Annotated in this window: 20 protein-coding genes and 1 other annotated feature; of the genes, 14 read left to right on the top strand and 6 right to left on the bottom strand. The window is 46.1% G+C overall.

Going from position 1 to position 24,430, the window contains the following annotated elements; translation table 11 throughout:
* The first annotated feature begins 175 nt into the window (after positions 1–175).
* A complete protein-coding gene (locus NSQ57_RS15585; protein WP_165150293.1) occupies positions 176–1,459 on the top strand; it encodes an MFS transporter in 1,284 nt (427 codons plus the stop codon).
* A 25-nt stretch (positions 1,460–1,484) separates the two neighbouring features.
* Here NSQ57_RS15585 and NSQ57_RS15580 read toward each other — a convergent pair whose 3' ends face one another.
* Positions 1,485–2,117 carry a DUF1054 domain-containing protein gene (locus tag NSQ57_RS15580; RefSeq protein ID WP_165150291.1) on the bottom strand — a complete coding sequence of 211 codons (633 nt, stop codon included), beginning with the start codon at positions 2,115–2,117 and terminating at the stop codon, positions 1,485–1,487.
* A gap of 279 nt (positions 2,118–2,396) precedes the next feature.
* On the opposite strand from NSQ57_RS15580, the gene NSQ57_RS15575 reads away from it, so the two are divergent.
* Together NSQ57_RS15575 and gndA are read left to right on the top strand one after the other, a co-directional pair.
* Entirely contained in the window at positions 2,397–2,996 is a 600-nt protein-coding gene (locus NSQ57_RS15575) for a hypothetical protein (RefSeq protein WP_039270817.1), read from the top strand.
* A gap of 173 nt (positions 2,997–3,169) precedes the next feature.
* Complete coding sequence (gene gndA / locus NSQ57_RS15570) at positions 3,170–4,576, top strand: NADP-dependent phosphogluconate dehydrogenase (RefSeq protein WP_013310934.1); 1,407 nt, start codon at positions 3,170–3,172, stop codon at positions 4,574–4,576.
* Positions 4,577–4,824: 248 nt separating this feature from the next.
* On the opposite strand, the gene NSQ57_RS15565 is transcribed toward gndA, so the two are convergent.
* Positions 4,825–5,130 carry a rhodanese-like domain-containing protein gene (locus tag NSQ57_RS15565; protein ID WP_010345522.1) on the bottom strand — a complete coding sequence of 102 codons (306 nt, stop codon included), beginning with the start codon at positions 5,128–5,130 and terminating at the stop codon, positions 4,825–4,827.
* A gap of 267 nt (positions 5,131–5,397) precedes the next feature.
* Here NSQ57_RS15565 and aroA point away from each other — a divergent pair, with 267 nt between their 5' ends.
* The 4 genes from aroA to ptsP all read left to right on the top strand — a co-directional run bounded on the left by aroA (position 5,398) and on the right by ptsP (position 11,086).
* On the top strand, positions 5,398–6,690 hold the full coding sequence (gene aroA, locus NSQ57_RS15560; RefSeq protein WP_165150279.1) for a 3-phosphoshikimate 1-carboxyvinyltransferase: 1,293 nt from the start codon (positions 5,398–5,400) through the stop codon (positions 6,688–6,690).
* A 33-nt stretch (positions 6,691–6,723) separates the two neighbouring features.
* Positions 6,724–7,158, top strand: a complete 435-nt coding sequence (locus tag NSQ57_RS15555) for a CoA-binding protein (RefSeq protein WP_029517656.1) — start codon at positions 6,724–6,726, stop codon at positions 7,156–7,158.
* Between the two features lie 302 nt (positions 7,159–7,460).
* Complete coding sequence (locus tag NSQ57_RS15550) at positions 7,461–9,344, top strand: glucose PTS transporter subunit IIA (RefSeq protein ID WP_023989337.1); 1,884 nt, start codon at positions 7,461–7,463, stop codon at positions 9,342–9,344.
* A complete protein-coding gene (gene ptsP / locus NSQ57_RS15545) occupies positions 9,341–11,086 on the top strand; it encodes a phosphoenolpyruvate--protein phosphotransferase (protein ID WP_342425002.1) in 1,746 nt (581 codons plus the stop codon). The genes NSQ57_RS15550 and ptsP overlap by 4 nt, the downstream gene beginning before the upstream one ends.
* Before the next feature lie 193 nt (positions 11,087–11,279).
* Here ptsP and NSQ57_RS15540 read toward each other — a convergent pair whose 3' ends face one another.
* Entirely contained in the window at positions 11,280–11,810 is a 531-nt protein-coding gene (locus NSQ57_RS15540; protein WP_029517654.1) for a type 1 glutamine amidotransferase domain-containing protein, read from the bottom strand.
* A 338-nt stretch (positions 11,811–12,148) separates the two neighbouring features.
* On the opposite strand from NSQ57_RS15540, the gene NSQ57_RS15535 reads away from it, so the two are divergent.
* From NSQ57_RS15535 to NSQ57_RS15520, 4 genes are all read left to right on the top strand, one after another.
* Entirely contained in the window at positions 12,149–12,595 is a 447-nt protein-coding gene (locus tag NSQ57_RS15535) for a hypothetical protein (protein ID WP_039270826.1), read from the top strand.
* 101 nt (positions 12,596–12,696) lie between these two features.
* Positions 12,697–13,038: a bacillithiol system redox-active protein YtxJ gene (gene ytxJ, locus NSQ57_RS15530; RefSeq protein ID WP_069010576.1), complete on the top strand. Its 342-nt coding sequence runs from the start codon at positions 12,697–12,699 to the stop codon at positions 13,036–13,038.
* A 107-nt stretch (positions 13,039–13,145) separates the two neighbouring features.
* A complete protein-coding gene (ccpA, locus tag NSQ57_RS15525; protein ID WP_029517652.1) occupies positions 13,146–14,153 on the top strand; it encodes a catabolite control protein A in 1,008 nt (335 codons plus the stop codon).
* A 114-nt stretch (positions 14,154–14,267) separates the two neighbouring features.
* Positions 14,268–14,966 (top strand): 5'-methylthioadenosine/adenosylhomocysteine nucleosidase, encoded by a 699-nt coding sequence (locus NSQ57_RS15520; protein ID WP_025724019.1) that lies wholly within the window; start codon positions 14,268–14,270, stop codon positions 14,964–14,966.
* Positions 14,967–14,979: 13 nt separating this feature from the next.
* On the opposite strand, the gene NSQ57_RS15515 is transcribed toward NSQ57_RS15520, so the two are convergent.
* Entirely contained in the window at positions 14,980–15,612 is a 633-nt protein-coding gene (locus tag NSQ57_RS15515) for a GNAT family N-acetyltransferase (RefSeq protein ID WP_069010578.1), read from the bottom strand.
* 240 nt (positions 15,613–15,852) lie between these two features.
* Between NSQ57_RS15515 and acsA the strand changes: the two genes are divergently transcribed.
* The gene (gene acsA, locus NSQ57_RS15510) at positions 15,853–17,568 is read left to right on the top strand and encodes an acetate--CoA ligase (protein ID WP_340885840.1); all 1,716 of its coding nucleotides are present in this window, start codon (positions 15,853–15,855) and stop codon (positions 17,566–17,568) included.
* Positions 17,569–17,656: 88 nt separating this feature from the next.
* Here the strand turns inward: acsA and NSQ57_RS15505 are convergent, their stop codons facing one another.
* Entirely contained in the window at positions 17,657–20,680 is a 3,024-nt protein-coding gene (locus NSQ57_RS15505) for a transglycosylase domain-containing protein (RefSeq protein WP_342425001.1), read from the bottom strand.
* Between the two features lie 135 nt (positions 20,681–20,815).
* Positions 20,816–21,081, top strand: a binding site (T-box leader).
* 65 nt (positions 21,082–21,146) lie between these two features.
* Here NSQ57_RS15505 and tyrS point away from each other — a divergent pair.
* Positions 21,147–22,400 (top strand): tyrosine--tRNA ligase, encoded by a 1,254-nt coding sequence (gene tyrS / locus NSQ57_RS15500; protein ID WP_013310921.1) that lies wholly within the window; start codon positions 21,147–21,149, stop codon positions 22,398–22,400.
* A 201-nt stretch (positions 22,401–22,601) separates the two neighbouring features.
* Entirely contained in the window at positions 22,602–23,471 is an 870-nt protein-coding gene (locus tag NSQ57_RS15495) for an AraC family transcriptional regulator (RefSeq protein WP_029517647.1), read from the top strand.
* A 78-nt stretch (positions 23,472–23,549) separates the two neighbouring features.
* Here the strand turns inward: NSQ57_RS15495 and rpsD are convergent, their stop codons facing one another.
* Entirely contained in the window at positions 23,550–24,149 is a 600-nt protein-coding gene (gene rpsD / locus NSQ57_RS15490; RefSeq protein WP_013310919.1) for a 30S ribosomal protein S4, read from the bottom strand.
* Positions 24,150–24,430: the final 281 nt, after the last annotated feature.

The raw sequence follows: 24,430 nt of genomic DNA, 5'->3' as shown, positions 1-24,430 counted from the left end.
AACCTTTCGTGCAGGATTTCGACAATCCTGTGCAAGTGATAATAGAACAAAATTGAGTATAGCAGTTTAAAGTAGGAATGCAAGCGATTGAGGGCGCATTTATTTGCGAAAGAGTGGAGTAGGCGGAGAACCCGGTCTTTATAGCCAAAAAATGAAGGTGGAGGATGTGGATTAGATGAGACAAATAGGACGAAAAAAAGCTCCGCAGCGGTTGTGGGTTCCTTTCTTTACTAAATTATGGGTTTTGGTATTTCTGGTCGAATTTATGAAAGGATCACTTCTGGTATCCATCCTGCCGGTATATATGGGAGAAACGCTTGGTTTGTCGGCCGGGATTATTGGTTTGGCCTTTTCACTTCAGTATTTTGGAGACAACGCGTTTCGGGCACCGGCGGGCTGGATGGCTGAACGACTCGGCTACCGTGGAACGATGTCGACCGCGCTGTTGTTTACGCTTGTAGCGATTATTATGCTGAGCGTACTGACAGAGCCTGTGTGGCTCGTCGTCGCGTGTCTGCTGCTCGGTCTAGGTACTTCTCCGCTCTGGCCTTGTGTTATGACCGGAACGACTGAAATGTCCGGGCCTAATAACAGCAATGGCGCGGCGATGGGTACACTGGAAATTGCGTCTATGGGCGGAACGGGATTGGGCCCGCTCATTATGAACTTCGCCATATCCCACTATGGACATTCTTACGGCATGGTGTTCATGATGTTGATAGGATGCAGTATTGTGTTGTTGTTGGTTGCTCTGATGCTGCCAGGACCGAAAAGGTCTGCTGACAAAGATGACCTCAAACAGAGCGCTCTAGTGTCGTCTGATGGGTACATAAAGCAGAAGCGGGGGACTCTAAGGGGAATCCAAGAGACGATCGGCGTACTCAAAACAAAGCTTAACGTCAATCCGTTAATTTACCCGGCGCTGTTTTTGCAGTCTTTTGTTATCGGTTTGATCAGCCCAGTACTTACGCTATACGCTCGGACGGACCTTGGGATTTCACCGAACTTGTACAGCGTGCTCCTGATTGCAGGCGGTGGGGTGACTGTGCTGGCACTGATCCCTTGCGGCAAATTGGTCGACCGACTTGGAACGGAGTATTTTCTACATGTTGGCTTTTTGTTAGCCGGAATTACGCTGTTTTTCTTCTCAATCGTTCGATCTATTCCGCTGGTGTTTGTATCCGTAGCGCTTATTGGTTTGGGATATGCGCTCATTTTGCCTGCATGGAACACGTTTCTTGCCCGACTGATTCCGGAAAACGAGCGAGCAACGGTATGGGGCTTTTTTTTAACACTTCAAGGCTCCGGCATGGTTATAGGCCCGCTCGTTTCAGGAGTGCTATGGGACCGTGCTGGACACACAGCTCCATTTATCATCAGTGGGGTCGTGATGCTGCTCATGTTTGGCTGCCACTTGGCTCTGGCGCGGAATCCACGCAGGAAGACTGTGGAGGCCTGAACAGCGCCTTGAAAAGCAGCGAGGGCTACTCTTTTGAGAAAGACATTCGGTACAGCGGCAGCAAATGCTCAAAGGTGGAACGCACCGTCTGCAGCAATGCTGCTCCGTCACTGGCGAGAGGGTCATTACGATCAATACGGAGCCCACACATGACCTCGGCTTTTTTTACCTGTTGCAGCTTGTGGATGATCGTTTGAAACTCTTCAGTGTCCATGTGCTGCTGTTCTGTACCTTCTGGAGCCATATGATCCATGGACCAGTAAAAATGGCCCGGTATGTTAGAGCGCACATCGCTCAGGTTGGCTTCAAGCGCCTGGGCAAACGTTATTTTATTGGGACTTTCATAAATGACTGCGAATATGACGAAAATATGGGAAGCAAACATACCTACCTCGAAATGGGGCAACGCCTTATACCCGCGCTTATTTGCCGCCCAGGCTACCCATGTATCTATCGGGGGATTGACTTTGCGTCGTGCATGCTTGGCAACGTGAACATACATAGGCTCCCCACATAAGTCTGTTAGAAATGGAGCTAATTCCTCGCCAATCGCTTCCAGCTTGGGCCGAATCTGCTGAATCAGCACTTCCATACGAGGCTCCAACCCCGGTATTTCAAAAACATCGAAGTCCTTTGCAGTAAATCCACTAAATGTCATTCCTTTTCCTCCTGTAAATGGGTTAAGCCATGTCGTGTGGCGTAATATGTCCGATTATAGCATAATGTCAGCGGGCTTGACCGACTTTAGGCCAGGCTCGGTACAAGCATATAAGGCAAAAGTAGGATTGTGCGCTGTTACTCATAAAAATAGGTCAAATAACCAAGTACCCTTACATAAAATGAAGTATAAAATAGAGCAAGGGAAGATCAAGCGGGAAAGCCGCAGGCTTGCTGTAGCCGGACTTCTTGAATCGGACTTGAAAAAGGAGGGAATGCCGTGAACAAGGGCTGTGAGGTAGAATATTGCAATCTAGAGCTCCGGTTTAGCCGTCGGCATATCCATAATCTGATCAAGGATTTGATATCGGAAGGGTATTCGCTGTACTGGAGCGAGGATGAGTCGTATCTGGTTTTGTCGGTGAGAACCGGGCGCAAGCTGGTGAAGCTCCGTTTTCAACAATTGCGCACAGGACACTACAAGCTGGCTGGAGATTATGTAATTCGCGATGCCAAGCTGGCTGAGTGGCTGGAGAAGCTGATTGGAAGCACCCGGGGCCATGCCATTGTCAAAAGAGTCAAGGACCATCATATTTTAGTAGAAAATATTTTGTTTGGTGAGGTCATTCGTCTGGTCGAGGTTACAGGCTTTAAGCAGCGTGTTATTTATCAGAAGGGACCGGTGCTGTCAGCACAGGAAATGGAGGATATGTACGCTTCCAATGAAGGAGAAACCCGACTGCTGCTGCTTAAAATGGAAGTGGACGATGCATTGGAGAAGCTGTTCACAGCGATGACAGATGGAGATAAGGCTGAAATCGGGAATTGCCATGAGCGCCTGCAAACGCTATCCCACCAACTGCTGATGATGGAAGCGTAGTACATCTGAACACCTCATGTAAATGGGGTGTTTTCATCTGTGAATAGACAGGGGTTCACTTCTTACACCAAAAACGTTAAAATAGAAGTGCACGTATTCCGATTCACATAAAGTGTAATGCGGTAAAGCGGCGATATAGAAGACAAAATATGTTGCAAAGGATGAGGAACCAGATGGCAAAACAGCAAATTGGTGTGATCGGCCTGGCGGTAATGGGTAAGAATTTAGCCCTTAATATTGAGAGCAGAGGCTTCACTGTCTCGGTTTTTAATCGTTCTCCAGAAAAAACGCACGATCTTATCAAAGAAGCAGAAGGTAAAAAACTGACGGGTACTTTCTCCATTGAAGAATTTGTGAACTCATTGGAATCGCCCCGTAAAATCCTGATCATGGTTCAAGCTGGTAAAGCTACAGATGCCACGATTGAACAGCTTGTGCCTCATCTGGACAAGGGCGACATTATTATAGACGGAGGCAATGCCTACTTCCCTGATACACAGCGCCGCAGCAAGGAGCTGGAGGAAAAAGGACTTCGCTTTATTGGTACAGGCGTGTCCGGTGGTGAAGAAGGTGCCTTGAATGGTCCTGCGATCATGCCGGGTGGACAAGAAAGTGCCTATAAACTGGTAGAGCCGATTCTAACGGCAATCTCTGCTAAAGTGGAAGGCGACCCATGCTGTACATATATCGGTCCCGACGGTGCTGGTCACTATGTAAAAATGGTGCATAACGGTATCGAATACGGTGACATGCAATTGATCGGTGAAGCGTATCACCTGTTAAAATCAGTCCTAAACGTGAATGCAGAAGAGCTGCATGAAATCTTCACGGAATGGAATAAAGGGGAACTGGACAGCTACCTGATCGAAATTACAGCTGACATCTTCTCCCAGTACGATGCTGAAACAGGCAAGCCAATGGTAGATGTTATCTTGGATGCTGCAGGTCAAAAAGGTACAGGTAAATGGACAAGCCAAAGCGCTTTGGATCTGGGTGTGCCATTGTCCATGATTACTGAATCTGTATTTTCCCGCTTCTTGTCTGCTATGAAAGACGAGCGCATTGCGGCAAGCAAAGTGCTGAGCGGTCCTAATGCTGAGTCCTTCAGTGGCGACAAGAAAGAATTTATCGAAAGCGTACGTAAAGCACTGTTTGCAAGTAAAATTGTGTCCTATGCTCAAGGTTTTGCTCAAATGCGTGCAGCTTCCGATGAATATGATTGGGATTTGAAATACGGAAAAATTGCTATGATCTTCCGCGGCGGTTGCATTATCCGCTCGCAATTCCTGCAAAATATCAAGGATGCATATGACCGCGATCCTGCCTTGAAAAACCTGTTGCTGGATTCTTACTTCAAAAATGTAGTTGAAACGTATCAAGATGCATGGCGTCAAGTGATTTCCGTGGCTGTATCCCAAGGTATTCCAGTGCCTGGTTTCTCCAGCGCGCTTGCATACTATGACAGCTACCGCACTGAGCGTTTGCCAGCAAATCTGTTGCAAGCACAACGTGACTACTTTGGTGCCCATACGTTCAAACGTGTGGACAAAGAAGGCGTATTCCATCATCAATGGTTCTAATGAACGAACGGATATGTATGAATAGCATTATGTAATACAACGGAAGCTTTTTTGCCCTATGGGTAGAAGAAGCTTCCGTTTTTTAATTTATAATTATGGATACGATTATGATGGCAGTAGAGGATTGTGTAATCTTTTGGCGCTATGTTATGATAGGGACAAAATATTTTAATGCATTACCGCGTCTAAGCTTTGAGTTAAAACAAAAAAGACGGGAAGGTTCCCGTCTCTTTTGTGAAGTAGGTATTCTATTGCTCCTGTGACCATTGCAGCATGCCGCCAGTCATGTTAGTACAGCCTTCATAACCTAGCTGCTGTAGATATTCGCAGGCTCGTTCACTGCGATAACCGCTCCGGCAAATAAAGATAATTTCACCGGTGCGTTCAATTTCTTCAAGACGACCCGGAAGCTGTCCGAGCGGAATGTGCTTGGCACCTTCAATCATGCCTTCCGCTACTTCTTCCGCTTCGCGGACGTCAATTAGTTGCAATTGCTCTCCTGCTTGCAGACGTGCGCGCAACTCAGAAGGTTCAATCAGGGCGATTTGCGTCATGGCCGGACCTCTTTTCTGATATATAATGGGTGCTACGTATGTTTTTGACGTGTGCAAAATGTCACACACACTCTATGTATGATAGCTAAGCTATCTCTAGGCTGTCAATCGGCTTAATCCTGAAGGCAGGTATAGATTAAATAACCGACGGGATTCACTCGGGTGACCTAGATTAATATTTCTTATTTTTTTGGGTGGAGAAATGAGCTACAACTTGTATAATTAACGTATAATAGGATGGTTGAACCGAAAAGGAGCATGTACATTATGGATGTTATCGTTAGACCTACCCCTTCCTTGCAAGGAGAGATTGGGGCCCTGTCCTCTAAAAACTACACTACTCGTTATCTGCTCACTGCGGCACTTGCTGAGGGACAAAGTACCATTTATTATCCTGCCCATAGTGAAGACAGTGATGCTATGCGTCGTTGTATCGCCGATCTGGGTGCAGTACTGGAAGAGGATGATGAAAAAATAGTTATTACAGGTTTTGGTAGCCATCCTCAAGCTGTGAAGGAATTGAATGTGGGAAATGCAGGAGCGGTGCTCCGTTTTTTGATGGGTATTGCATCTCTATGTCCGGATGTTACATTTGTTAATACATATCCCGACTCATTGGGCAAAAGACCACATGATGATCTAATCGATGCACTGGGGCAATTGGGTGTGAAAGTAGACCATCGTGAAGGTAAGTTGCCAATTCGTATTCAGGGTGGTCAGGCGAAAGGCGGTAAAATTCAGGTGTCCGGCTCGGTTAGCTCACAATATTTGAGCGCCCTGCTATTCCTTACGCCTTTACTGGAGGAAGACAGTGAAATCGAAGTGCTGCATGATTTGAAATCCAAGGTGGTCATTGGGCAGACTCTGGAGGTATTGCAAGAGGCTGGTATTATCATTCATGCAAGCGATGATTACATGTTTTTCCGTGTCCCGGGACGGCAATCCTATCAGCCACGTACGTATACGGTACAGGGAGACTATCCAGGGAGTGCAGCGGTGCTGGCGGCTGCTGCAGTAACGAATTCCGATGTTACCATCCATCGTCTTAAGGAGCAGAGCAAACAGGGAGAACGCGCTATCGTAGATGTGCTGCGCATGATGGAAGTACCACTGACACATGAGAACGATACCGTCGTTGTGAAGGGCAATGGTCGATTGAAAGCTGTCGAATTTGACGGTGATGCTGCAACAGACGCTGTGCTCGCAATGGTGGCTGCGGCTGTATTTGCTGAAGGCACGTCCCGTTTTTATAACGTGGAAAATTTACGATATAAGGAATGTGACCGCATTACCGATTATTTGAATGAGCTGACCAAGGCTGGAGCTCAGGTAGAAGAACGCCAAGCGGAAATTATCGTACATGGCAGACCGGAGGGTGTCGAAGGTGGCGTGGAAATTAATGCGCATTTTGATCACCGTGTTATTATGGCCTTGACGATTGTTGGTTTGCGCGCACAGAAGCCGTTAGTGATTAAGGACGCACATCATGTCGCCAAATCGTATCCGCAGTATTTTGACCATCTAACGACGCTTGGTGCTTCTGTAGAATGGGTAAAATAAAAACAAACGAAGATGCGAATAGGAGGGAACAGGATGGCTTTTGAAAATCCGTCGAGAGAAGAGATTAAAACCATTTTGGAACAAGTAGGCAATATAGCGGTTGTTGGTTTGTCTGATAAATCGGACCGTACCTCATACATGGTTTCTTATGCCATGCAGAAACGGGGATATCGGATTATTCCGGTTAATCCTGCGGCGGCAGGGCAAACGATTCTTGGGGAGACTTGCTATGCCAGTCTTGCTGAAGTACCTGAGCCTGTGGAGCTGGTCAATGTATTCCGCCGCAGTGAATACTGTGCAGAGGTTGCGCGTGAAGCAGCTGCTATTGGAGCTAAGGTTTTGTGGCTTCAACAGGGAATTATAAGCCAGGAAGCCGCTGACATTGCGCAGGAGCATGGAATGACGGTTATTATGGACCGTTGCATTAAGGTGGAGGACTCAGTGACCCAGGCTGTGCGTAAAGGATAAACATGGATCAGTAATCTGTGCTATACGCAGATGAATAAAAACCTTCTTCCCTTGCTTCACAGGGTTGAAGGTTTTTGGTGCGAAATGAGGAATATGGTACAGTATATTATCCTCTCAGGAATTCATATAATGTATGTATGCCTTGTTGATGAAATGGATCTAAACGGATTCATAGTGTTATCTTGTGATGATAAAGCTTTGGACCTGTAGTAGCGTAAATAAATATTTTGGCAGATGGAATCATTGCTTTGACAAAAGTATTTATTCGGCTTACCATCAGGGATAGAAAGGAGAGGAATGCCATGAATTGGCTCGGATCCTTACAACAGCTCGGTCGTGCTGTCATGCTCCCGACGATGGTGCTACCAGCCGCTGCAATATTGCTAAGTCTCGGCAGCCTTCCTTGGTCGACATGGGGATTCCCCATGGTGTCTGATATGGCAAATGCGGCAGGACACGGGATTTTTTATTTTTTGCCATATTTGTTTGCGGTTGGTGTTGCCCTGGGTATGTCGAATCAGGCAGGTCAGGCGGGACTGGCAGCATTGGCTGGTATGGCTATATACGATCAGGTCACATTGAGATTTGGAAACGGACTCATTCAACCGGCGACGCTCATTGGTATCATTTTGGGGGTCATTTCAGGGGTGGCCTATAATCGCTTCAAAAGCATCAAATTGCCCGAGGTGCTTCAATTTTTTGGAGGTACCCGATTTGTTCTGCTGCTTATTGGCCTCTTCTCGGCTGTGTTTGCAGGACTCATGCTAATTATTGCCCCACTCATACAGAGAGGGCTGCAATTTATAGTAGGTTTGGAATCGAGCTTGGGCGGCTTTGGACTGTTTATCTACGGTATTCTCTACCGACTACTGGCGGCCTTTGGTCTTCACCACCTGCTTAATAATATTTTTTGGTTTCAACTGGGTACATATAAAACACCGTCTGGTAACGTTGTGCAGGGAGATTTACCCCGGTTTTTTGCTGGCGATCCGACAGCGGGCTATTTCATGTCCGGGTTGTTCCCCATTATGATGTTTGCGATCCCTGCCATTGCGCTGGCGATCATTCAGGAAGCGCGTGAAGATTTGAAGCCAAAGGTGCAAAAAACATTTTTGACAGCTGCGCTTGTTTGCTTTTTTACTGGAGTGTCGGAACAGATTGAGTTTGCCTTTTTGTTTGCTGCTCCTTATTTGTTCCTCGTGCATGCAGTTATGTCTGGGCTGGCCATGTGGCTTACCTTTGAGCTGGATATTCATCACGGATTTTCCTATTCGGCGGGTTTTATAGATTATGTCCTTAATTTTCATCTCTCACATAACGCCTGGTTGTTAATTCCAGTGGGAGTCGCGTACGGGCTTGTGTATTATGTACTGTTTCGATGGGCTATCCGGCGGTTCCGTATTCCAACTCCTGGACGCGAGGAAGGTTCGGTTCTGGAGGATTGGGCCGGCAATATTCCTTATAGTGCTCCGCTTATTTTGGAAGCACTTGGCGGGAAGGAAAATATTGTGCAAGTAGAGGCCTGCATCACACGTTTGCGGCTGACCGTCCACAATGACAGGCTGATTGATACCGGAGCGATGAAGGCTTTGGGATCGGCTGGGCTTATCAATCTGGGTGGGGGTAATTTGCAGGTTGTATTCGGAACGTATTCAGAACTGATTCGTGAGGAAATCGCGAAGCTGATGGAGCGTGATCTCCCTCAAATTTTGTTCAACGCTCCTGTACATGGAAAAATGCTACCGATTCATGAAGTGCCTGACAAAATTTTTGCGACGAAGCTGGTTGGGGACGGTGTTGCTTTTGTTCCTGAACGCGGTGAACTTGTTTCTCCGGTGTATGGTACTGTGATGCATTTGTATCCGACCATGCACGCTTTAGGCATCTCCACACGAGAAGGACTTGAAGTTCTACTTCACATCGGGATTGATACTTCACAGCTAAAAGGGAATTTTACTGCTATGGTAGAAGCAGGCGATACGGTGGAACCGGGGCAATTGCTGATCAAATTTGATTTGCAGGCGCTACGAGAGCAAGCTCCATCGCTGGTGACTCCTATGGTCATCACGAATCCGGATCGCGTCAAGTCGTGGAGCTTTGCTCCGTTTAAAACAGTGAAAAAAGGTCAGGCCTCGGTAATGTCCGTTGTGCTGCATGACAGGAATGTTGGAGGGGTAGAAACATGATAGAAGGCATCGGCGCCGCAGCAGGTGTGGCAATCGGGAAGGCATTTGTCCTGCCGAGCTGGGAGTGGGATTTACCTGATCAAAAAATGGATGCGGTAGATCTTGCAAAGGAATTTGAACGTTTGTATGAAGGGATACGCACATCCAAAAGTGAAATCCAGTTTATTAAGGATGAGTTTCGAGAGATGGTGGGGCCAGAAGAATCCAGCATCTTTGATGCTCATCTTGCGATATTGGAAGATCCGGAATTCATGAATGAAATTCGTGGAATTATTGAGCGTCAGTACAAGGCGGCCGAGGTGGCCGTGAAGGAAGCCATTGATCATTTTGTGACAATGTTTGATTTACTGGACGATGAATATATGAAGGAGCGGGCAATCGATATCAAAGATGTGGGGAACCGGCTGCTCAAGCATTTGCTGGGTGCACCGGAGGTGACTCTTCCCAAGGACACACAGCCCTATATTCTGGTAGCCAAGGAGCTCTCACCCTCCCAGTCGGCACACTTGAATCCTAGCTATGTTTTAGGGATTGTAACTATGAATGGTGGTAAAACTTCGCATTCTGCGATCATGGCCCGTGCACTTGGGATTCCACTCGTTTCAGGACTGGAGAGCAAACTGAATTTGCCCGTTCAAACGGGAGACATAATGGTTGTGGACGGAGACCTGGGCAAAGTTTATGTGAATCCGGAAAAAACGGTAACTGATCATTATAAAATTTTGCGCGACGAGCAGCGACGTAGAAAAGAGCAGCTTCAGGTACTTGCTTCTGTAGATGCCGTGACTAAGGATGGAACCACCCTGAGGCTGGCGGCCAATATTAGTTCGATTAAAGAGCTGGAGGCAGCTTTGAAGCATGGCGCTCAAGGTGTAGGACTGTTCCGCACGGAATTTTTATACATGGATCGCAAATCTGCTCCAGATGAAGAGGAACAGTATGAAGTATATCGGCTGATAGCAGAAAAGGCAGGAAACCACTCTGTGGTCATCCGTACCTTGGATATCGGTGGAGATAAGCCGTTGGACTATCTTCAACTACCAGAGGAAGAAAATCCTTTTCTGGGTTACCGTGCTATACGGATCAGTCTGGATTGGAAAGAATTGTTTAAAACCCAGTTGACTGCAATTTTGCGAGCCAGTGCAATGGGAAATATCAAGGTAATGTATCCGATGATCTCATCTGTAGAGGAGGTCCGCCAGGCAGATGCTCTTTTGAAGGAGGCTATGGCGGATTTGGATGCAAGAGGGCTTGCCTATAATCCGAACATTCAGCGAGGAATTATGATTGAGGTACCGGCTGCAGCGATGATCGCTGATTTATTGGCAGCTGAAACCAATTTTTTTAGTATCGGAACGAATGATCTGGTTCAATATGTGCTGGCTGTAGACCGTATGAATGAGCAGATTGCACATATGTACCATCCATACCATCCAGCTGTACTTCGAATGCTGCGCATGACTGCACAAGCGGCACATCAAGCAGGAATTGATGTGAGTGTATGTGGTGAGATGGCTGGAGATGAACGGTCCGTTCCGCTTTGGCTGGAACTGGGGATACATCAACTCAGCATGTCTCCCCAATCTTTATTGCGGGTCAAGCATCGTGTGCTGAATACGACTGCATCTGAGGCAACGACGGTCGCTCAGGTTTGCTTTGGCATGTCCACTGGTGCAGCGATTGAAGACAAGCTGACTGCAGCTAATGTCAGCTGCACTCCGGCCGGGCCTGGACGGCAGTAATATGTAATGTCCGCAAAGCTTCGCAATTAGCATACACTTTTGGGGGGAGCCAAAAACTCCATACTGTTAGACTTGTCGTGACAAACCTTAATGGCGTAGCATGATTTGGACGAAAAAGAACCTTCAAAACCACCTCATTCATGGTTTTGAAGGTTCTTTTTTCATCTTGTTGACAGTCTGTTGTGATTACGGTTTAGGTGTTATCTGCTAACAAATCGCAGAACGCTTTTCCGTAAGGTGGAAGATCAGGCGGCCGACGAGCAGAAACAATATGTCCGTCCGTCACAACAGCTTCATCCTTCCAGGTAGCTCCTGCATTTTCCATATCATCACGAATACCTGGTGTGGAGGTTACCGTAACACCATCCAAAATTTTAGCAGAGATCAGTACCCAGCCTGCATGGCAGATTTGTCCAATTGGCTTATGAGCAGCATGAAACTCCTGTACGAGTTGAATGACCTTGGGATAGCGGCGCAGTTTATCAGGTGCCCAACCGCCAGGGACAAGAATCCCGTCATAATCACTGCTATTCAGTTCCTCAAAGGCATATTCCGCTTCGGCAGGTACGCCATATTTTCCAATATATTTTTTACCCTTTTCCGCACCGGCTAAATGCACTTCTGCGCCTTCTTCACGAACACGGTAAATCGGATACCACAGCTCCAGATCCTCGAATTCCTCATCCACTAGGGCGATAACCTTTTTTCCGGCAAGTCTTGACATCCAACCATCCTTTCGTGCGTCACATGATGACACCTCTGTTTTGTAATCTGTACTTTTACATCTTAAGAAAAAGAACGCCCGAAGTCCATTCCTTCGCAGATTCTTATGTTAGTAGTCTGCTCTTTGACGGCAATTGTCGTCATTTTCTGACCCGCCAAAGCTTTGGTAATTTGTTCATAGCTGCAACGTGTGGAAGGATTTGAAGTCCCAAAGTCGAAATAAAACAAGGTATGATAGATTTAATGGAGTTAACAAATATTTATTAGACTAGTAGATAGATATATTTGGATTCTGATGAGATCCTCGTATAGTTTGATCCTACGTAATGAGGTGGTTAAATGCAAAAGCAATGTCAATGTGGCAAACCGATGGGACTGGAACTGCGAAAGGTAATCTATGCGGACAAGGTTGAAATTTTGCACGTCCCTGTATTCTCATGCTCGTCATGCTTTTCCAGTGAGGTTTTGCAGCATGTGACGAAGGACATTAAGGCACTATTACAAAGTCTAGGGAGCAAACCTACGGCGCGGAGAATTTCTTTTGCTCGCAACAATGAACTGGCAGAAATCATTCGCAAGCTTGTACTGGAGGAAGCGGACAATCCCAATGTAGATTGGCAATCTGCTTTGGAGGAGCGGATGGAGCTTCGAATTAATCTCTTACTGGATCTTTATCGCTATGCGAGAAGTCTGGGAGACGAAGATTGGATGAATGATGTAGAGAAAAAATTGGTCCAATTATCCGGTTTTACCAGTGAATCGGTATTTACAAATACAAAAAACTAAAAAATATGAAAATTTTCATGGTCACCATTGGATTTTACATGTTCTTTTTGTTACGATGGGAATAGGCCATACGACAAGACACAGAAAGGAATGTATATCCAATGGCGACGATGACAAAAATGACTACTGTTCAACAATTAGATACGGCTCTGGAAGCGTCATCAGACAAGCCGTTGCTTCTCTTTAAACATAGCACACGTTGTCCGATAAGTGCAGGCGCATATCAGGAAGTGGAGTCCTATTTGCATGACGCTCCCAACGAAAATATTGAATACGGTATCATTTATGTAGTAGAAGATCGGCCGGTGTCCAATGAAACCGCGGACAGGCTTCAGGTGAAGCATGAATCCCCGCAGGCCATTTTAATCAAGGGCGGAGAAGCTGTTTGGCATACATCCCATTCGAATATTACAGCCCGTGCACTCCACGATCATCTCACATAGATAGAATGTGTGCTGTCGTTGCATAAAGTAGTATTTTGTCGTATCATGGTTCTAATTAGTTGATCTAGGATTCGGTTGAAAATTTATTGGCAATGGAGAGAAGGAATGTGACGGTAACGATCTATGATGTAGCTCGCGAAGCTGGTGTCTCAATGGCCACAGTGTCCCGCGTAGTTAACAATAATCCTAATGTGAAACCTCAGACCCGCAAGAAAGTGTACGAAGCGATTGAACAATTGGGATATCGCCCAAATGCGGTCGCTAGAGGTCTGGCCAGCAAGAAGACAACGACCGTCGGCGTGGTTATACCGGATATATCGAACTCAATTTTTGCAGAAATTGCACGCGGTATTGAGGATATAGCGAATATGTATCACTATAATATTATTTTGTGTAATGCCGACAAGCGAAAAGAAAAAGAGATTCGTGTCATCAACACATTGCTTGAAAAGCAAGTGGATGGTCTTCTGTTCATGGGTGGTACAGTAACGGACGAGCATATTCAGGCGTTCCATACAGCTGCGGTCCCTATCGTTCTATGTGCAACGAGTGATGAAAAAGGAAGCTATCCTTCGGTCGATATTGACCATGAAGCGGCTGCTTTTGATGCAGTAAACACGTTGATCCGCCATGGACACCGTCAAATCGCAATGATCAGTGGTACGCTTCAAGACCCTGCAAACGGCTATGCACGTTTCCAAGGTTACAAGAGAGCATTGGAAGCAGCCGGAATTGATTATCAGGAGGATCTGGTGCGAATCGGGAACTACCGTTATGAATCTGGTGTTGAAGCCATGAAATATTTTCTCGGCCTGAAGAAGAAGCCAAGTGCGATTTTTGCTGCAACGGATGAAATGGCAATTGGTGCGATCCATAGTATTCAGGATGAGGGATTGAAAGTTCCTGATGATTTTTCGGTAATCAGTGTTGATAATATTCGTATGGCCTCTATGGTTCGTCCTCAGCTGACAACCGTCGCGCAACCGATGTACGATTTGGGTGCGGTAGCGATGCGTTTGCTGACCAAGCTGATGAAAAAGGAAAACGTGGAGAACCCTCGCGTTATTTTGCCGCATGAAACTATTTTGCGGTTGTCAGTTAATTATTTAGACTAGACGCAGTGCTGAATAGGATATACCTTCGATGAAAGCTCCTTTGATGGAGCTTTTTTCGTGGATATAAAGCTTCTTCTGGACATCATCATCAAACTAAGAATAGAGGGATGCGTAATGAGCCGACTTTATGGATTAATGGGTGCTATGGATGAAGAGATTGAATTGCTGCTGGCAGCGATGACGGAAGCGAGTAAGACGGTCAAGGCTGGAATCACTTACACTACAGGAATCATTCACGGGCAAAGAGTCGTCGTCTGTAAATCCGGTGTAGGCAAGGTTAATGCTGCGGTAACAACACAAATCCTGATTGATCATTTTGGTGTAGAACAGATTATATTCACGGGAGTGGCAGGGGCGGTTCATCCTGATTTAAACATTGGGGATATTGTCATCTCATCAACATGTATGCAGCATGATATGGATGTAACGCCTTTGGGTTATGCCAGAGGGGTCATTCCTTATCAGGACACCTCAGAGTTTGTGGCTGATCCCGAGCTTGTAAGTCTAGCTGAGCAAGCCTGCAAATCGTTTGGCGATCGGTATATTGTCGGCAAGGTACTTTCTGGCGATCAATTTGTTGCAAATCGTGAGTTAGTGACTGCATTGCATCAGGAAATGGACGGCGCTTGTACCGAAATGGAGGGTGCGGCTGTGGCTCAGACAGCTCATATGAACGCTGTGCCTTATGTTGTACTACGATCTATGTCAGATAAGGCTGATGGATCGGCCCACGTTAATTATGCTGAATTTACGGTAGAAGCTTCACATCGTTCGCATCGTATTGTGGAGTTCATGCTCAAGCATTTGGGCTAATGGTATAATTTTTTTAATACATGAATCTTCGGACAAATCGGATATGGTCAAACTGCTCTTGTGATGCGAGGGGCACATCCTTTCCCATTCGTACCATCAGACAGTTAGCAGGATGTGAGCATATTTCAGGATCATCCGTGGCGTACCAGACCATATCTACAGTTTTCATTAGACGCTCCATCATGCGGCGGTATTCCCATACGGAGAGACCGCTGCCTTTTAAATCCCAATGCCAATAGTATTCGGTCGTAAAAATAATATAGGATTCAAGCTGTCCATCCTCAAAGGCAATCCGAATCATTCGGCTACCCAGGCCTAGACCACGATAGTCATCGGCTACCTCAACAGCTCCGAGTTCCAATAAATCCTTCATGCCAGCTTCCGACCAGCGCTCCATCTCATCTGGGTAATGAAAAGTAACATATCCCAAAAGGGTTTCCCCGTTGTGGGCAATGATAATTCTGCCTTCTGGCAGTTCCGAAATATCCACCAACGCGTCGAATTGCTCCCTTGGTTTGCGAAAGGCATCTAATTGCTTGTGCATTTGAAATGAACGTAGTTGATCCGCGGATACGGGGCCTTCTACATAGATTGTTTGTCCGTTATGATCCAGCGTATCCGAGTGGTACAGTTTTAAATGCTGCATACGTACGCCCTCCTTGTTCGCCATGAGCTCGTTCCTCATATCCCATACTTATAGCAAAAAAACAATTAAATGAAAAGGATGGTCGTCACATCGTGACCTATGATATACTGTTTTAGACATAAAATGTTCACAATTTAAATCAACCAGTAAACCAAAGGAATCTATCTGCTTTATTGATTTTTGTAAGCGTTATCTTGTCCTGCGTGTTTCTCATTAATCCATTGTGAGGAGGCTGAACGCATGAAGATTGAAGAACTCCAGACTGTAGTTCCCACATCCAACATGGGCCCGTATGAACAAGCTTACAACAACTTTCAGTGGGAGGATGCAGAGCGTCATTTTACGTGGTATGAAACAGGCAAGGTAAATATGGCACATGAAGCCATTGATCGACATGTACAGGAAGGACGGGGTGAGAAAGCGGCACTATTGTATTGTGACGCAAACCGTCATGAAACCTACACCTTCTCTCAGCTTCGTGCTAGCTCTAACAGGTTCGGAAATGTGCTGCGCAAATACGGTATTGGTAAAGGGGAGCGGGTGTTTATTTTCATGCCACGTTCACCTGAGCTGGTTATTAGTTTACTTGGTGTTCTAAAGGTAGGGGCTGTTGTCGGTCCATTGTTTGAGGCGTTTATGGAAACTGCGGTTAAGGATCGATTGGAGGATAGTGGGGCAGTTGCATTAGTGACCACACCTGCGCTTCTGTCACGGGTAAAACGTGAGGAGCTTCCTGAGCTACGGCATATTTTTGTGGTTGGTGATATGGATGAACGCGAGCAGGGAATTATCGATTTTGAGACAGAAATGCTTACGTCCTCAGAGGAACTTGAGCCTGAATGGTTGGATCGTGAAGATGGATTAATTATTCACTATACATCAGGCTCAACAGGCAAGCCCAAAGGCGTGTATCATGTGCAAAATGCAATGATTCAGCATTACTATACTGGCAAAATGGTGCTGGATTTGCGGGAAGATGATGTGTATTGGTGTACTGCTGATCCTGGCTGGGTCACGGGAACGTCATACGGTATTTTTGCTCCATGGCTAAATGGAGCGACGAATGTCATTCGTGGGGGGCGTTTCAGCCCGGAAGACTGGTACCGTACGATTGAGCGTCACGAAGTGACCATATGGTATAGTGCTCCTACAGCGTTTCGGATGCTGATGAGCGCAGGGGAGCAGGTTGTTTCCAAATATGATCTCAGCAGTCTGCGGCATGTATTATCCGTTGGGGAACCGCTGAATCCCGAAGTGGTGCGATGGGGATGGCAAGTATATACACAGCGCATTCATGATACTTGGTGGATGACGGAAACAGGCGCACAGTTGATCTGTAATTACCCTGAGCTGCCGATTAAGCCGGGTTCGATGGGAAAGCCACTCCCAGGTATTCAAGCTGCTATTTTGGACGACAGAGGGCAGGTGTTGCCTCCTAACCGGATGGGTCACTTGGCGATCCGTACACCATGGCCATCCATGATGAATCGTATATGGAACAATCCGAACAAGTTTCAGGAATATTTCCGCTTTCCCGGTTGGTATGTATCGGGTGATTCGGCTTACATGGATGAGGATGGATATTTCTGGTTTCAGGGTAGGATTGATGATGTCATTAACTCCTCTGGAGAGCGAATCGGCCCTTTTGAGGTGGAAAGCAAGCTTCTGGAGCATCCTGCTGTAGCGGAAGCCGGAGTCATTGGAAAACCAGATACCGTGCGGGGAGAGATTATCAAAGCTTTTGTTGCACTGCGTGAAGGCTATGCACCGTCTGAAGCTTTACAGCAGGACATCTATCGCTTCGTTAAGGAAGGGCTGTCTGCCCATGCTGCTCCACGCGAAATTGAATTTAAGGAAAGGTTACCCAAAACCCGCTCTGGTAAAATTATGAGACGCGTGTTGAAAGCCTGGGAGCTTAACCTTCCTACAGGTGACTTATCTACCATAGAGGATTGAAGTACAGTGTATATTAGAATTAAAAAAAGGAGTCTCCAAAGCCTTAATGGCTAAGGGGACTCCTATCACTTTCTACTCTTGTCTTCAGTTATGGACGGACGGCTCCAGAAGGAGCCGATTCCCCCATGGCATTCATGGAAGTGACACGAAACCAGCCTTTTGGCTTTTTCTTCGACTTATATTCAAAGCTGGTAGATGCGGTAGAGCCTATATTTGTAAAAGGCTCCGCACCGCTTTCGCTGTAATACACGTTATAGCCTGTAATAGCGTCCGCCGACTTACCTGCGCTCCATTGGAGCGCTACGGATGAGCCTGCGGCTTTAGCTTGAGGCTGTCCAGGGGCAGTAGGGACCTCTGTAGGCTGCTCACCTGTTCCATCTCCCTCGCCCGGAACGTCTGGAGACTCAGAATCTGCAGGTGGCACTACAGGTGTTGCGCTTGCTTTCGTGCTTGGACCGGACTCATGGCCGCCCACATCAACGGCGGTCACGTAGTAGCTAGAGCTGCTGCCCCCAGGGCTGTCAGAGAACACCTTGGAGCTGTCAGCCATAACGACCTTGCCAAGCCGTTGGAAGCTCCCCCCATCTGTAGAACGATACAGACGGTATCCTACGACGTCGCTGTTTCCGCTTGGGCTAAAGCTGATTATGGCTTTACCATCACTATAGCTTACGTTGACGCTAGATGGAGCGTTAGGAGCTGCTCCATCGTCCTTGCGTGGATCAATCTGAGTAGGAGCTTCCTTATCTGCATCCTGAGGCAGATAGTAGGACAACGAATTATGTCGTCTCATCACCTTAAAGGCTTGCTGAAGCTCTTTAATCAATTCTGAGATTGACTTTTCCCGTTTCCTAACGGTCCGTTCATATAACATATCATCCGGTGTACCATCGCGTGGAATATAATTCACACCTTGGTAGGTAATATATTTCGCACGACTCACACCATTTTCACTGTTTTTAGGTGGATACTTACTGTTATAAATGTCCGAACCATACGCGGATGCTGTACGGCTTACAATGCCGTCAGGTCTCTTGAAGCTGTCCGTTTGGAACAGCTGAGCATCTTTAGTTGTTACTTCATTCATGATTAGAGCCCATAAGCGGCGAGCCCGCTCTTTTTGGACTTTCGTTTCAAGCTTATTGACAGGTTGCTTGTAACCAACCCATACACCCAGTGTGACGTCAGGCGTAAAGCCCTCGAACCAAACATCAGTGTAGGATTGCGTAGTGCCTGTCTTGCCGGCAATCGGAATCTTACCGGATTGATCAAAGTTCCGCTTCACCAGTCTGCCTGTGCCCTCAGACACGGCTGTACGCAACATATCTGTCATCAGGTAGGCGGTTTGCGGTGAGAAGGCCTGCACAGGATTAGGCTGATGCTTGTATATAATATTGCCTTGCGAATCCACAATCTTTTCGATCATATAGGCGTCATTAAACACACCGCCATTTGGAATGGCTCCATATGCATTCGTAAGCTCCTCGACGGTCACCCCATGGGCCAAGCCGCCAAGTACACCCGTTTGGGCGTTGTTATCACTGGGTTCCAAGGTGGTGATGCCCAGCTTCTTGGCAAAAGCCCAGGCTTTGCTGATCCCTACTTTTTCGTTAAACAGCTTGAGTGCTACCGTATTGAGCGATTGATTCAGTGCATAACGCGCCGTGACCAATCCTTGATAGCGGTTGTTAGAATTTTTCGGAATGTGATACCCATTACTGCCATCTTTCAAAATAATAGGGGCATCATCCACGATACTACCAGGCTGCACAAGACCGCTGTCCAATGCAGGGAGATAGGCAGCAATCGGTTTCATTGCCGAACCCGGCTGACGAACCATCTGGGTGGCATAATTCATCTGCTCCTTTTGGAAGTCCCGACCTTCCATCATTCCAAGAATGGCGCCTGTTTTATGCTGAATCAGAATAGCCGCTGCTTGTTCGTCACCCTTGGTTTTACTAGTGGCAGAGAAGTTATTCTTATTTTCTGCAATTTGACGCATAGATTTGTATACGCTCTTATCAATGGTGGTGTACACCATATAACCGCCTGTGCGAAGCTGCTGTTCAGCTTCTTTGAGCAAATCATTATCGTCCTTGGTTTTGGCATCTGCACTGGCATTAGCTGCTTGACCCGGATTGGTGACAGACATGAGTGCCTGCGCAGCTTGTCGTTCTGTTTCTATCATAAGATATGGATAGGTGTTATAAGCCTTAACAGTACGTGGTGCGAGAGATTTTTTGATATCAAAAGCCATCGCTTCATCATACTGTGCTTTATTGATTTTGTTCTCCTCCAGCATTCGACTGAGCACCAGGTGCTGGCGGTTGATGGCTCTTTTAAAGCCAGCTTCATTAAACTCACCCTTACCGTTGTAAGCAGAATAGGAAGAAGGAAGCTGTGGCAAACCTGCCAGATAGGCAGCCTGGGCTATATTAAGCTCGTTCAGATCATTCTCATTAAAGATACCTTTGGCCGCTGCTTTAATGCCAAAGACGTTGTAACCGCTTGAACCGTTACCAAAAGGTACTTTATTAAGATAGGCCGTAATAATTTGTTGCTTGCTTAGGAAGCGCTCAAGGCGCAGAGACAGCAAAATTTCTTTGACCTTGCGATCATCCGTGCGATCGAGATTTAGAAAGACACGACGCGCAAGCTGCTGGGTGAGGGTACTACCCCCGGTTTGTACGGATTCATGCAGTGCCTTTTGCTTCACAGCACGCAGTGTTCCCGATAGATCGACACCTTTATGCTCGTAAAAATGATTATCTTCAATGGCAATGACTGCGTCAATGACGAGTTGTGGAATCTCCTTAAACGTGACAGGTCTTCGATCTTCTTCTGTCCGGAGTTGTCCGATGGGAGAGCCATCATTGAAATAAGCGAAGCCTGTAATTGCATTCTTATCTATTTCCTGTAGGATCATGGATCTGGAACGCACGGGTTCGCTTTTTACAATAGAAGCAACATAGCCGGCGGCCGCCCCTCCTGCAAATAGTGCCCCCATAAAACCGATGATGACGACCCACTTTATGACACGGCCGAGCCTTCGCATGGTTGTCCGCAAGCGGGAAGGCTTTGGCTCTGATACATTGTTTTTTTCTTCAACCATTAAGTCTTCCTCCTTTATAACAGCCATTATTATAGCATAAAATTACAAAATGAACCCATATGCTAAAAAGCCTGTCTTTTGGTGTCGTTGACTACATAAAAGCAGTGTGTTATAAATAGGTCAAAGTAAATATCGTGAAAAGCAGAGAAAGACTTCAGTAGAAGGCGGATTCACGTTGTACAGAGAGCCGATGGGTGGTGTGAATCGGTAGCGTCCCTCCTTTGAATTACCGTCTGGAGCTGTCTGGATGAATGGAAAGCTTTTGCAGGTTTGCGAAGCACCATAGTAATCCAGTACCGGGTGTAGGCCCGTTATAGGAATGAAGTGAAAGAAATGTCTGTCTTTGACATACGTTTCTTTAATTAGGGTGGTAACGCGAGTAGCTCCTTCTCGTCCCTTGGGATGAAAGGGGCTTTTTGGTTTGTCTAATATGTAATATTTGGATGAAAAATAGGAGGTATACAGGATGAAGTGGGAAGAATTGAAGCCGGAGCAACAGGTAGAGGTAGAACGACAGCTAGAGGTGATACAGCGGGGTGTAGCGGAAATTGTACCGGAGGATGAGCTGAAGCGTAAGGTGATCAAATCGGTCGTTAGCGGCGAGCCGCTCAAAATTAAGCTGGGCCTTGATCCATCTGCTCCCGACATTCACATCGGACATACGGTTGTTATGCACAAACTGCGCCAGTTCCAGGAATTAGGCCATCAAGTACAACTGATTATCGGAGATTTTACAGGCAGAATTGGTGATCCGACAGGTAAATCGGAGACTCGTAAGCAACTGACTGAGGAAGATGTACAGCGCAATGCCCAAACATACAAGGAACAAATTTTTAAAATTCTCGATCCTGAAAAAACAAAGGTATTTTACAATTCCGAATGGTTAGGGCCAATGTCTTTTGCTGATGTAGTAACCCTGTCGGCCAAAGTAACGGTTGCCCGTATGTTGGAACGGGATGATTTTACAAAAAGGTACCAAAACGGATTGCCGATCAGCATCCATGAGTTCTTTTACCCGCTGATGCAGGGCATGGATTCCGTGGCTCTCCAAAGCGATATTGAATTAGGGGGAACGGATCAGAAGTTTAATCTTCTGATGGGTAGAACCCTGCAAAAAGAATACGGAGTTGAGCCACAGGCTACTATTACTTTACCATTGCTTGAAGGGCTGGATGGAGTTCAGAAGATGAGTAAAAGCTTGGGGAACTACATTGGTGTTGATGAGGAGCCGAACGAAATATACGGAAAATCCATGTCCGTTCCTGATGAGCTGATGCTGAAATATTTTGAGCTTGCAACGGATATCAACAACGAGGAGTTGGCAGAGCTGGCGAAAGGTGTTAAGGACGGCTCAGTGCATCCACGTGATGCCAAAATGAAGCTGGCTGGAACGTTAGTGCGCATGTACCATGGTGAAGAAGCAGAGGAAGCAGCGAAGCAGCATTTTGTGACCGTATTCCAGCAGCGCGCGCTGCCTGACGATATTGAAGAGTTCACCTTGACGGCTGATCAGTTAGAAGAAGGTGGCATTCGTGTGATCCAGTTGCTGACTCATCTGGGCTTTGCAGCATCTAACGGTGAAGCCAAGCGCAGTATTCAGCAGGGTTCGGTCAAAATTAACGAAGAGAAATGGACCGATGTGAACGAAGCATACACGCCGAAGGAAGGCGACATTGTGCAGGTAGGTAAACGGAAATTTGCTAAAATCAAGCTTGGATAATGAAAATATATTCAAAAGCAGCGCTGAGATTGTCTCGATCTCAGCGTTGCTTTTTTATTTCTGCCAAGTGAAAAGTCATGGTAAACTTAGCACAAATAATCAAACATGTAGGTGAAGAGTTATACATAATGAAAACGTGGGTTGCACAATTTGGGTGTAGGATCGATAATCAGAATAATTACGAGTGTGGGGAAGGATTATATGGACTATTTTAAACGAATTCAGTGTGCGATTGAGTTTATTGAATTGAATCTCCGGGAGGATCTAAAAATTGCCGATATTGCTTCACAGGCATGCTTTTCAGCTTTTCATTTCCAGCGGGTTTTTCAGGCCATTTCGGGTTTTACGGTTCAACAGTATATAAGAAGGAGAAGATTGTCCGAGGCGGCTGAACAGCTAAAACAATCCAATCAAAAAGTGTTGGACATTGCTATTGAGTTTCAGTACAACTCGCAAGAAGCCTTTACCCGCGCTTTTGAAAAGAATTTTGGGATCACCCCTGGGAAATATCGTAACAGTGATATTGAGCTTCCTGGACAAAGCAAAATTAATTTTCTGGATTATCAAAAAAATACGAAGGGGGATTTGGATGTGAACAAGCCAGTGATATTGCAGCTCGAAACGACCAAAATTATAGGGTATGAATATAAAACAAATCTGAATAATGAGCAGCACTATAAAGAAATTCCAGGATTTTATGGGCACTTTGGAGCCAATGAATATTTTATGTGTATCCCGAACAAGATCGCACCGGGAATGTCATATGGGGTTGCCTGTCGATTTGAAGACAATGGTGCATTTTCATTTGTGGTGGGCGAGGCAGTTGAAAAAGAGTCAAATGAACTGGCAGAGGGTTTCATATATATGGAGATTCCAGCAGGGAAGTATGCTGAGTTTGACGCTTCGGGTTCAGATGGACGGGTTCAGAATATACGAGACTTTATCTATGGCACATGGCTTCCTAATTCTAATTTTGAACGGAGGGAGGGACCAGATTTTGAAATTACGGACGTGATGAATTCCTCCTATCCAGATCATTTGAGCATGAAAGTATACATCCCCATTGAATAAAACTCTCAGGCTCGATCATAAGGAATATAAAAAAAGCACCCGAATAAATTCGGGTGCTTTTTGGTGCTAATGCAGGGATTAGCGGTTGTAGAATTCGACGATTTGTTTTTCATCGATATCTTGGGACAATTCGCCACGCTCAGGCAAACGAATGAATTTACCTTCCAGAGCTGCGTCATTGTACTCCAGGTAAGCTACCAAGTGGTTGCGGTTTTCCAAAGCTTCTTTGATGGAAGACAGGGAACGACTTCTTTCACGAAGACCGATCACGTCGCCAGGGCTTACTTGGTAAGAAGCGATGTCAACTTTTTTACCGTTCACAGTAACGTGACCGTGAGCTACCAATTGACGTGCGCCTGCACGGGAATTAGCAAAGCCAAGACGGAATACAAGGTTGTCCAGGCGGCTTTCCAGCAAGAACATAAAGTTTTCACCAGCGATACCGTGCATGTGTTGAGCTTTGTTGAACAGGGTACGGAATTGTTTTTCACCCAAGCCGTACATGTGACGCAACTTTTGTTTCTCTTGAAGCTGCATACCGTAGTTGCTGATTTTTCTCCGTTGGTTTGCACCATGTTGTCCCGGAGGGAAAGGGCGTTTCAATTCTTTACCTGTGCCGCTCAGGGAAATACCGAGACGACGGCTCAATTTAAATTTAGGACCAGTGTAACGTGCCATTATAGAGTTAACTCCTTCATAATTAAAATTTGAGTTGGGGCTCTCTTTGCGCTCCAATTTGTTCGGCGCTACCTATTAAGGTGAGACGCACTACTGACAGAAAAGTTCAGCCGCTGTCCTGTCAGCAACAAAAAAGATGAGGGTGACACAAACTGTTACGCCCAAAATTTAAGATCCGCACAGTAGATAGTTCTGCCGTACAGTCTTTTTCAATAATATATACTACATGTAAGAGTAGGTCAATGTCAAGAAGAGAAAAAGAATGAAAACGTCAAATTTTG

It is taken from the genome of Paenibacillus sp. FSL L8-0502, from assembly GCF_038593055.1.
GTDB classification, from domain to species: Bacteria; Bacillota; Bacilli; order Paenibacillales; family Paenibacillaceae; genus Paenibacillus; species Paenibacillus polymyxa_D.
Note: the sequence above shows the minus strand (reverse complement) of the source record. Positions and strands in the feature narration are given on the sequence as shown.

Excerpts from the sequence above, each read along its gene's own strand:
- NSQ57_RS15515 (WP_069010578.1), bottom strand. The coding sequence starts at position 15,612 with ATGCAGCATTTAAAACTGTACCACTCGGATACGCTGGATCATAACGGA.
- NSQ57_RS15550 (WP_023989337.1), top strand. The coding sequence starts at position 7,461 with ATGAATTGGCTCGGATCCTTACAACAGCTCGGTCGTGCTGTCATGCTC.
- aroA (WP_165150279.1), top strand. The coding sequence starts at position 5,398 with ATGGATGTTATCGTTAGACCTACCCCTTCCTTGCAAGGAGAGATTGGG.
- NSQ57_RS15585 (WP_165150293.1), top strand. The coding sequence starts at position 176 with ATGAGACAAATAGGACGAAAAAAAGCTCCGCAGCGGTTGTGGGTTCCT.
- rpsD (WP_013310919.1), bottom strand. The coding sequence starts at position 24,149 with ATGGCACGTTACACTGGTCCTAAATTTAAATTGAGCCGTCGTCTCGGT.
- ytxJ (WP_069010576.1), top strand. The coding sequence starts at position 12,697 with ATGGCGACGATGACAAAAATGACTACTGTTCAACAATTAGATACGGCT.
- NSQ57_RS15535 (WP_039270826.1), top strand. The coding sequence starts at position 12,149 with ATGCAAAAGCAATGTCAATGTGGCAAACCGATGGGACTGGAACTGCGA.
- NSQ57_RS15580 (WP_165150291.1), bottom strand. The coding sequence starts at position 2,117 with ATGACATTTAGTGGATTTACTGCAAAGGACTTCGATGTTTTTGAAATA.
- NSQ57_RS15555 (WP_029517656.1), top strand. The coding sequence starts at position 6,724 with ATGGCTTTTGAAAATCCGTCGAGAGAAGAGATTAAAACCATTTTGGAA.
- NSQ57_RS15505 (WP_342425001.1), bottom strand. The coding sequence starts at position 20,680 with ATGGTTGAAGAAAAAAACAATGTATCAGAGCCAAAGCCTTCCCGCTTG.
- ptsP (WP_342425002.1), top strand. The coding sequence starts at position 9,341 with ATGATAGAAGGCATCGGCGCCGCAGCAGGTGTGGCAATCGGGAAGGCA.
- acsA (WP_340885840.1), top strand. The coding sequence starts at position 15,853 with ATGAAGATTGAAGAACTCCAGACTGTAGTTCCCACATCCAACATGGGC.
- NSQ57_RS15520 (WP_025724019.1), top strand. The coding sequence starts at position 14,268 with ATGAGCCGACTTTATGGATTAATGGGTGCTATGGATGAAGAGATTGAA.
- NSQ57_RS15565 (WP_010345522.1), bottom strand. The coding sequence starts at position 5,130 with ATGACGCAAATCGCCCTGATTGAACCTTCTGAGTTGCGCGCACGTCTG.
- tyrS (WP_013310921.1), top strand. The coding sequence starts at position 21,147 with ATGAAGTGGGAAGAATTGAAGCCGGAGCAACAGGTAGAGGTAGAACGA.
- NSQ57_RS15540 (WP_029517654.1), bottom strand. The coding sequence starts at position 11,810 with ATGTCAAGACTTGCCGGAAAAAAGGTTATCGCCCTAGTGGATGAGGAA.
- gndA (WP_013310934.1), top strand. The coding sequence starts at position 3,170 with ATGGCAAAACAGCAAATTGGTGTGATCGGCCTGGCGGTAATGGGTAAG.
- NSQ57_RS15495 (WP_029517647.1), top strand. The coding sequence starts at position 22,602 with ATGGACTATTTTAAACGAATTCAGTGTGCGATTGAGTTTATTGAATTG.